The organism is Nocardia sp. (genome assembly GCF_025465275.1).
Classification (GTDB): Bacteria; Actinomycetota; Actinomycetes; order Mycobacteriales; family Mycobacteriaceae; genus Nocardia.
The window spans coordinates 71,149-79,713 of sequence record NZ_JAODNK010000127.1; the positions used below are offsets into that span (position 1 = coordinate 71,149).

Below are 8,565 nucleotides of genomic sequence, written 5' to 3' on the forward strand. Positions count from 1 at the left end.
GGGCCGCGTGCGCGTCGCAGACTGGTGGCGGGATCGGCGAGGTCAGGCCGGCGGGGTTATGGCTGCGTGGAGGGCGGCTCGGGCGGCAGCGACCACGGGGTGGTGGGCGGCGCCGCGGCGGTAGGCGAGGTGGGTGCGGCGGCGGGTGGGCAGGGGGGTGAGGGTGACGCCGGGGGGGACTGATTGGGCGCCCAGGTCGGGGACCAGGGCTACGCCTTGGGCTGCGGCCACCAGGGCGAGGACGGCGCCGAAGTCGTCGGCGTGGTGGCGGATGCGCGGGGTGAATCCGGCTGCGCGGCAGGCTCGTACGGTCATGGCGTGGCAGAGGGTGCCGGGGGTGCCTGCGATCCAGGCGGAATCACGGTGTGCGGCAAGTGGTTCCGCGATGAGTGCGGCGAGGTGGATGGTCTCCTCCAGGAGCGGTTCGGTGTCGAGGCCCGGTTCCGGGTCCACGGGTACGTAGTCGTACTCCTGCACCAGGGCGATATCGAGGAGATCGGCGCGCAGGGCGGCGGGGGCGGCGGCCGGATCCAGTTCGGTGACAAGCAGTTCCAGGTGTGGGTGATCGCGGCTGAGGGTGACCAGCGCGGGGGACAGGATGGTGCGGACCGCGGTCGGGAAGGCGCCGATGCGCAGGGTTCCGGTGAGTTCGGTGCGGGCGGTGGCGATTTCGGCGGTGGCCTGCGCCAGCGTCGCGAGGATAGTTTCGGTGTGCTCGACCAGGCGCAGCGCGGCGGGTGTGAGGGTGACGCTGCGGCCGGTGCGCTCCAGCAGCGGCACCCCGGCCTCGCGTTCCAGCGCGGTCAGCTGCTGGGAGACCGCGGAGGGGGTGTAGGTCAGCGCCTCCGCGACGGAGGTGATGGTGCCGCGGTGGGCGAGTTCGCGGAGCAGCCGCAGCCGGCGCAGATCGAGCATAAGGAGATCTTATGCTCGGGGACAGAAACGTGAAATAGACCTGAAGGCGCGCGGCGGCCACGCTGGAGCCATGACATTCACCGGCCTGTTCGTGCCACTGATCACGCCCTTCACCGCCACCGGTGAGGTCGCCGCGGCAGCCCTCGAAGCCCTCGCGCACGAGGTGCTCGCGGCCGGTGCGACCGGAATCGTCGCGCTCGGCACCACCGCCGAACCCGCGACCCTCACCCCGGACGAGCGGCTGCGAGTGCTCGATATCTGTGCCGGGGTGTGCGCCGAACACGGGGCGCCCTTGATCGCCGCGGCCGGCTCCAATGCGACCGCCGATTCGGTACGGGAGCTCGCCGCCCTGGATTCCCGGGCCGCGGCCGCGCTCACCGTGGTGCCCTACTACACCCGCCCGTCCGAAGACGGTGTTGTCGAACACTTCCGGCACCTGGCCGCGGCCAGTCCGGTGCCGCTGGTGATCTACCACATTCCGTACCGCACCGGCCGCTCGCTCAGTGCCGAAACCCTGTGCCGCCTGGCCGAATTGCCGAATGTCGCCGGATTCAAATACTCCACCGGCGGCATCGACGAAGCCACCATCGGCTTCCTCAGCGCGGCAGCCGGTGATACCTCCGTACTCGCGGGCGACGATCTCTTCGCCGCGCCCCTGCTCGCGCTCGGCGCCTCCGGAGCCATCCTGGCCTGCGCGAATGTCGCGCCGGCCGAATACGTCGAACTGATCGCGGCCTGGCAGTCCGGACCGACCGACCGGGCCCGGTCGATCGGCAATCGGCTCGCCGCCCTCGCCACCACCCTGTTCACCGAGCCCAATCCCACTGTCCTGAAAGGTGTTCTGGCCGCCGAGGGCCGCATCCCCACCGCCGCGGTGCGACTTCCGCTGCTGCCCGCCGGCGAAGCCTCGGTCACGGCGGCTCTCACGGCACTGCAGAGCGTCCACGTCGGAAGTTTCTGACCACGCACGGCGTGTCGTTGCGCGGGTCGCGTAGCAGCGGTAGCGGCGCATGCGGCCGGGTGTGACGGGTGCCGCGCGGCCGGGGATGGCAGGATCGGTGCTGTGAACAACCCCGATCCGCAGGTGGAGACCCTCGTAGATCTGAATGCCATTGCCCACAATGTGCGGATCCTGGCCGAGCATGCCGGTGATGCCGCGGTAATGGTGGTGGTCAAGGCAGACGGGTACAACCACGGGGCCGTCGAGGTCGGGCGGGCCGCCATCGCCGCCGGGGCACGCGAACTCGGCGTGACCACCCTCGAAGAGGCGGTGGCATTGCGGGCGGCGGGCATTACCGCACCGATTCTGTGCTGGCTCAACACCTCCGACGCCGACTTCGCCAGCGGCATCGCGGCCGATATCGAGATCGCGGTGCCCTCGGTCGCGCATCTGGAGGCGGTCGCGGCGGCCGCACGCCGCGTGGGGCGCACCGCGACGGTGTCGCTGAAGGTGGATACCGGGCTCAACCGCAATGGCGTATCCGCGACCGAATACCCGCAGGTACTGGCTCTACTGCGACAGCTCGTCGACGAGCAGGTGGTGCGATTCCGCGCCATCTTCTCGCATCTCGCCCATGCCGATTCACCGCATCACCCGACCATCGACATTCAGCGCGACCGGTTCCTGGAGTGCATCGCCGCCGCGAAAGAGCAGGGCCTGCAACCGGAATTGGTGCATCTGGCCAATTCGGCGGCCGCCCTGACCCGCCCCGATCTGGCCTTCGACATGGTGCGCCCCGGCATCGCCGTGTACGGGCTCTCCCCGATTCCGGAGATCTCCGACTTCGGCCTGCGCCCGGCCATGACCTTCCGCGCCCGCGTCGCCCTGGTGAAACGCGTTGCCGCAGGTGAGGGTGTGTCCTACGGCCACGAGTGGATCGCCGAGCACGACACCACCGTCGCGCTCATCCCCGCCGGATACGCCGACGGCGTGCCCCGCACCCTCGGCGGCCGCTTCGATGTGTGGCTGGGCGGGGAGCGCCGGCCCAATATCGGCCGCGTCTGCATGGACCAACTGGTGGTGAACCTCGGCGAGAACGCATCCGGCGTCCGCGAGGGTGATACCGCCATTCTGTTCGGCGGCGAGGGTTTCCCGCACGCTCAGGAATGGGCGGACACTCTCGGCACCATCCACTACGAAATCGTCTGCGCTCCGCGCGGTCGCGTGATCCGCACCTACATCGGCGGCGAGTGATGAACACCCGCGGCAATCGCACCCTCCCGACGGTCGAGGACACCGAGGCCCTCGGCCGCGAACTGGCCGACGAACTGCAGCCCGGCGATCTGGTCATCCTCGACGGTCCGCTGGGTGCCGGGAAAACCGCGCTCACCCGTGGCATCGCCGCCGGGCTCGGCGTCATAGGCCGGGTCAGCTCACCGACTTTCATCATTGCCCGCCAGCACCGCGCGAGCGCCGACCCGGGTTCGATCGCGCTGGTGCACGTGGACGCCTACCGCCTCGGCGGCGACCTGGACGAACTCGACGCCCTCGATTTGGACACCGACCTGAACGACGCGGTGGTCGTTGTCGAATGGGGTCTGGGCGTGGCCGAACACCTCGCCGACCGTCACCTCCGTGTCCAACTCCGCCGCGAACCCGACTCCGATATCCGCACGGCGGAATGGGAATGGCTGTCGGCCACCTGAGCACCCGATCGGAATTGCGAGAAGCATCACGTTGACTCCTCCTGCCGACCGGTCGCCCCGCGCGATCCCCGCAGCTGCTCGCATCACCGAAAGGTCGCGGCCGTCCCGGTTCTGGACTGAGTGGAGCGGGGGAGCGAACGGCTCCATAGACCTGCGCCTTGGAGGAGCGGAGGGAGGGAAGAACCGGGACCAAGGGCCGCGACCCCGCCGGAGCGAAGCGGAGGCAGATAGGCACAGTATTGTTGGGGCAATCATGCTTGTACTGGCTGTTGACACCTCGACTCCTGCCGTGACGGCCGGACTGGTGGAACTGGAACCGGCGGACGAGGGATCAACCGCACCTCGCATCACCACGATCACCTCCAAGGTGACCGTGGATTCTCGTGCGCACAATGAGGTACTGACGCCGCACATCCTGGCGTGCCTCGCCGAATCCGGTCGCACCCGTGCGGAGATCGACGCGGTCGTCGTGGGGATCGGTCCCGGACCGTTCACCGGGCTGCGCGTCGGGATGGCCACCGCGGCCGCCTTCGGTGATGCGCTGGGCGTGCCCGTCTACGGCGTGTGCAGTCTCGATGCGATTGCCGCCGATACCGAGAGTTATCTGCGCAATCCGGCCGAGCCGGTGGAGCTGCTCGTGGTCACCGATGCGCGTCGCCGCGAGGTGTACTGGGCTCGCTACCGCGCCGAGGGCCGTGTCGAAGGTCCGGAGGTGACCAAGCCGGCCGATCTGGAGCCGGGCACCGCCACCGTGATCGCCGGATCCGCCTCGCACGTCGACTACTTCGATCTGCCCGTGCTGCCGGTGGAGACCCCGTCCCCATACGGGCTGGTGCGCTGTGCCGCTCGCGATCTGCTGGCGGGCGTGACTCCCGAACCCCTGGTCCCGTTGTATCTGCGCCGTCCCGATGCGGTCGAGCGGAGCTATGCGCAGGTGGGCCGATGACCATCCGCATCCAACCGATGCGGCCGGCCGATGCCGTGCGCTGCGCCGAGTTCGAACAGGTGTTGTTCCCCGAGGACGATCCGTGGCACGAGGTTTCGTTCCTGTCGGAACTGGCCGCCTCGCACAATCGCTACATCATCGCGCGCGATCAGGACGACCGCATGATCGGATACGCCGGTATCGCCCTGCTGGGTGACGCCGAACATCCGGAGGCCGAAATCCACACCATCGGTGTGGATCCGGAGCTGCATCGCGGCGGCGTCGGCACCCTGCTGCTGCAGGCGCTGCTCGCCGAAGCGGGGCTGCGCGGCGGACCGGTATTCCTCGAGGTGCGCACCGACAATGCCGCCGCCATCGCGCTGTACGAGAAGCACGGCTTCCACATCATCGGTTTGCGGAAGAACTACTACCAGCCGAGCGGAGCCGACGCGTACACCATGCGCAAGCCCGCCATGGCCGGGTTCGCGCCGGCGGAGTTCCCGCAGGGCGCCGGGTTCGCCGAAGACACAGAGGTCTCGTCATGATCGTCATGGGTATCGAAAGCTCCTGCGACGAAACGGGAGTCGGCATCGTCCGATACCTGCCGGACGGTACCTGCGAGCTGCTGGCCGATGAGGTCGCCTCCAGTGTTGATCAGCATGCCCGCTTCGGTGGGGTGGTGCCCGAAATCGCCTCGCGCGCACACCTCGAGGCCATCGTTCCCGCCATGCGCCGCGCCCTGGCCGCTGCCGATATCGATAAGCCGGATGCCCTCGCCGTCACCATCGGCCCCGGTCTGGCCGGTGCGCTGCTCGTCGGGGTCGCCGCCGCGAAAGCCTATGCGGCAGCGTGGGATATCCCCTTCTATGCGATCAACCATCTCGGCGGGCACGTCGCCGTCGACACCCTCGAGCACGGACCGCTGCCGCCTGCGGTGGCGCTGCTCGTCTCCGGTGGGCACACGCATCTGCTGCACATCACCGATCTGGCGAAACCGATCATCGAACTCGGCAGCACCGTCGACGATGCGGCGGGTGAGGCCTTCGACAAGGTCGCACGCCTGCTCGGCCTCGGCTACCCGGGTGGACCGGTGCTGGATGCCATTGCCGCGGAAGGCGATCCGCACGCCATTGCCTTCCCGCGCGGAATGACCGGCCCGCGCGACGCCCGCTACGACTTCTCCTTCTCCGGGCTGAAAACGTCGGTGGCGCGCTATGTCGAGGCGGCCGAGCGGGACGGCCGCGAACTCCCGATCCCCGATATCGCGGCCTCGTTCCAGGAAGCTGTCGCGGACGTCCTCACCATGAAGGCCGTGCGCGCCGCCCAGGATGTCGGCGTCGACACCATCGTGCTCGGCGGCGGCGCGACCGCGAACTCTCGAATTCGTTCCATGGCCGAAGAGCGTTGCGCCGCAGCGGGTCTCACCCTGCGCGTGCCCAAGCCCCGGCTCTGCACCGACAACGGCGTCATGATCGCCACCTTCGGTGCGCATGTAATCGCCGGTGGCGCAAAGCCGTCCGCCCTCACCGTAGCGACGGACCCCGGCCTGCCGGTCTCCACCAGCCAGCTCTAGCTCCCGCGCACGCTTTCACGCCTCGCGCATGCCGTTGCGCCTCGCGCACAGAATCGGCAGCGAATTCGTGCGCGGCATGCCAACCTGTGCGCGGAACCGGAATGCGCTCGAGCGCAGCCAGTGTGGATCCCGGCCAAAAGCATGCCGGGATGACGCGGGGACTGACATGCTGGGATGGCGTGGGACCGACATGCTGGGATGACGCGGGTCCGACATGCTGGGATGACGCGGGGACTGACATGCTGGGATAGCGTGGGACCGACATGCCGGGATGGCGCGGGGTGACACTCTGTGCGTGCACGCTCGGTGTGTTCATGGTCGGCAATCGTGGTGTACATGCTCAGCGATCGCATCGCTCGTAATGCAGTCCGCGACCGAGGGAATCCTCGGTCGCGGTTTGTGTCTTTGTGGCTCGCCGGACTAATCGGTCGGGCTGGCCATCGTGGTGGTGGTGGTGGTGGTGGTGCCGTTTGCGGAGCCGGAGTTGTTGCGGGGGAGGCCCGGGGTGGTCGGGCCGATGCTGTGCGGTTCGGTGGTCTCCGAGGGCGGGAGGGTGGTGCCGAGCAGGGGGCCCAGGATGCGGGGGAGGTCTGCCGGGAACGGGATCTGGGGTAGGCCCGGATCCGGTCGCAGCGGGGGCTGGGCGATCGTGGTCAGCGGGGTGGTGGGATTGCCGCTGGGCACGGCCTGCGGGGCCGTGGTGGGGGTGACCGGGGGTGCGGTGGTGTGGTGCGAGGGGTCGTGGTTCGGGCTGCTGGTCGTGGTGCCGGCGCTGGAGGCGCCGCCGCCGGGCGGGGTGGCGGGGACGATCGGCTGCTGCGTGCCGGAGATGGGCGGCGAGTAATTGGTGCCGTGCGGTTCCGGTACCAGTTCTTTTACGCCGTAGCCGATGATCAGGCCGACCACCACGATGGCGCCGGCCAGCGTGCCCGCCAGCTTGGTGAAGGTGCCGATCGGGGCATCGGAACCGCGGCTGATCACCGGGAAGGTGCTCGGCGTCGCGGAATCGGCCACCAGGGCAGCGCCTTTGGCGATCACGGCTTCGGGCTCGCGCACCGTCAGCACCGGCACGTCGAGTTGGCGTTCCAGACTCGCCACCACGGCGAGGGTATTGGCGCCGCCGCCGATGACCGCGACCGCCTCCGGGAACTTCGGAGCTCGCGCGAAGACGCCACGGGCGAATACGGCCAGCTCGCGTAGCAGGTCGGAAACCAGCTCGTCGAAATCGACGCGGGTGAGCTTGAGCGGCTGCCCGGCCACATGATCGATGGTGACCGCCGGCGCGATGGACAGATGCTCCTTGGCCGCGCGGCTGCGATTGAGCAGCATGCCCCGGTTCGGGCGGGTGCCGCGGCGGGCCAGATGACAGTCCAGCAGATGCTGCAGGATCAGTTCGTCGACGGCATTGCCGCTGATGGTGGCGGTGCGCTCGGAGCGGAGCACGGTGTCGTCGGCGTGGTCGGCCACCGTGACGGTGGTGCCGGTGGCGCCGATATCGAGGACGGCGACCGTTTCGTAGCGGTCCAGCAGGCCGGTGTGGCGCAGGAAGGCCAGGGCCGCGGTGCTTTCCGGAATGAGCCGCACATCGCGACGTTGCCGACCGATAGCTGAGCGGATGATCTGGGCCTGTTCCCGGTCCCGGTAGGCGACTGCGATGTCACCGGGCGGCCCCGGGGCGTGATCATGGTGCGCGGCCGCGAGTGCGGCGGGATGGGTGCCGAAGGCGTGCACGTTCTCGCGCGGAATCTGGGTGGTCATCAACTCGATGGAGGAGGCCACGAGATCGCCGAGATCGGAATGGGCCGTGTCCGCGGTGACGACACGGTAATCGAAGTGCTGGGCGCCGTTGGGCGCGGTCGCAACCGTCGCCGAGCACACCACCTCACTCCCGGCGGAGATGCCGAGGGATGTTCGCATGTTCACCTCCCTTCGAGCGGATGGTCCCGCGTGTAGACGACCATCTCGAACGGACCTGGGGTGCAGCAACAACTATGGAAATGAAGCAACTGGGTGACTCTCGGCGAAGCAGTGACGGGCTTGATGCAGCCTTGCCGCGCGGCCGTCGTCAATGTTGTCACAATCCGTTATCCGAACGTTACAGATTTTCGTATTTCTATGGAAGCCCTCAGATTCCCCGGCCGTTCCCGTCGGCGAGTCGCGTTGCCCGGTGGGGCGGCACCGTGAATGGCGAAGCCCGACCTTGAGCGCTGGCACTCCCGTGTATAGAGTGCTAGGTGGCACTGGTTTGTCGCTTCAGATGCCATCTCTGACTACTGGGCAGTGGTCCCGGCTCCCGCGACGACGGGGCTTGTGCGCAGGGTCAGACCATGACCGAACACCGTGAGCTCGGGGAACCGCCCCGGGCGCGAAGACCCCTGAAAAGTGGAGGGCTCAACGTGGCGAGCGTGAACATCAAGCCGCTCGAGGACAAGATCCTCGTCCAGGCCAACGAGGCCGAGACGACGACCGCCTCCGGCCTGGTCATCCCCGACACGGCGAAGGAGAA

General features: G+C 68.5%; 8 protein-coding genes and 1 pseudogene. 7 read left to right on the forward strand and 2 right to left on the reverse strand.

Translation table 11 applies throughout. The annotated features are described in order from the left end of the window. Window positions 1-42: 42 nt before the first annotated feature. On the reverse strand, window positions 43-915 hold the full coding sequence (locus JWN03_RS27810; protein WP_297621247.1) for a LysR substrate-binding domain-containing protein: 873 nt from the start codon (window positions 913-915) through the stop codon (window positions 43-45). Between the two features lie 70 nt (window positions 916-985). Between JWN03_RS27810 and dapA the strand changes: the two genes are divergently transcribed. The 6 genes from dapA (at window position 986) to tsaD (ending at window position 6,059) form a co-directional block, all read left to right on the forward strand. Then, the gene (dapA, locus tag JWN03_RS27815; RefSeq protein WP_297621249.1) at window positions 986-1,876 is read left to right on the forward strand and encodes a 4-hydroxy-tetrahydrodipicolinate synthase; all 891 of its coding nucleotides are present in this window, start codon (window positions 986-988) and stop codon (window positions 1,874-1,876) included. 93 nt (window positions 1,877-1,969) lie between these two features. After that, window positions 1,970-3,109, forward strand: a complete 1,140-nt coding sequence (gene alr, locus JWN03_RS27820) for an alanine racemase (protein ID WP_297621267.1) — start codon at window positions 1,970-1,972, stop codon at window positions 3,107-3,109. Then, window positions 3,109-3,561, forward strand: a complete 453-nt coding sequence (gene tsaE / locus JWN03_RS27825; protein ID WP_297621269.1) for a tRNA (adenosine(37)-N6)-threonylcarbamoyltransferase complex ATPase subunit type 1 TsaE — start codon at window positions 3,109-3,111, stop codon at window positions 3,559-3,561. The genes alr and tsaE overlap by 1 nt, the downstream gene beginning before the upstream one ends. A 253-nt stretch (window positions 3,562-3,814) precedes the next feature. After that, window positions 3,815-4,507: a tRNA (adenosine(37)-N6)-threonylcarbamoyltransferase complex dimerization subunit type 1 TsaB gene (tsaB, locus tag JWN03_RS27830; protein ID WP_297621251.1), complete on the forward strand. Its 693-nt coding sequence runs from the start codon at window positions 3,815-3,817 to the stop codon at window positions 4,505-4,507. Beyond that, window positions 4,504-5,031 (forward strand): ribosomal protein S18-alanine N-acetyltransferase, encoded by a 528-nt coding sequence (rimI, locus tag JWN03_RS27835; protein WP_297621253.1) that lies wholly within the window; start codon window positions 4,504-4,506, stop codon window positions 5,029-5,031. The genes tsaB and rimI overlap by 4 nt, the downstream gene beginning before the upstream one ends. Then, a complete protein-coding gene (gene tsaD / locus JWN03_RS27840; protein WP_297621255.1) occupies window positions 5,028-6,059 on the forward strand; it encodes a tRNA (adenosine(37)-N6)-threonylcarbamoyltransferase complex transferase subunit TsaD in 1,032 nt (343 codons plus the stop codon). Before rimI ends, tsaD begins: the two co-directional genes overlap by 4 nt. 420 nt (window positions 6,060-6,479) lie before the next feature. On the opposite strand, the gene JWN03_RS27845 is transcribed toward tsaD, so the two are convergent. Next, window positions 6,480-7,976, reverse strand: coding sequence for an Hsp70 family protein (locus JWN03_RS27845; RefSeq protein ID WP_297621257.1), 1,497 nt, complete (start codon window positions 7,974-7,976; stop codon window positions 6,480-6,482). A 479-nt stretch (window positions 7,977-8,455) separates the two neighbouring features. On the opposite strand from JWN03_RS27845, the pseudogene JWN03_RS27850 reads away from it, so the two are divergent. Further along, window positions 8,456-8,565: pseudogene (locus tag JWN03_RS27850) on the forward strand (co-chaperone GroES); the annotation flags it as partial.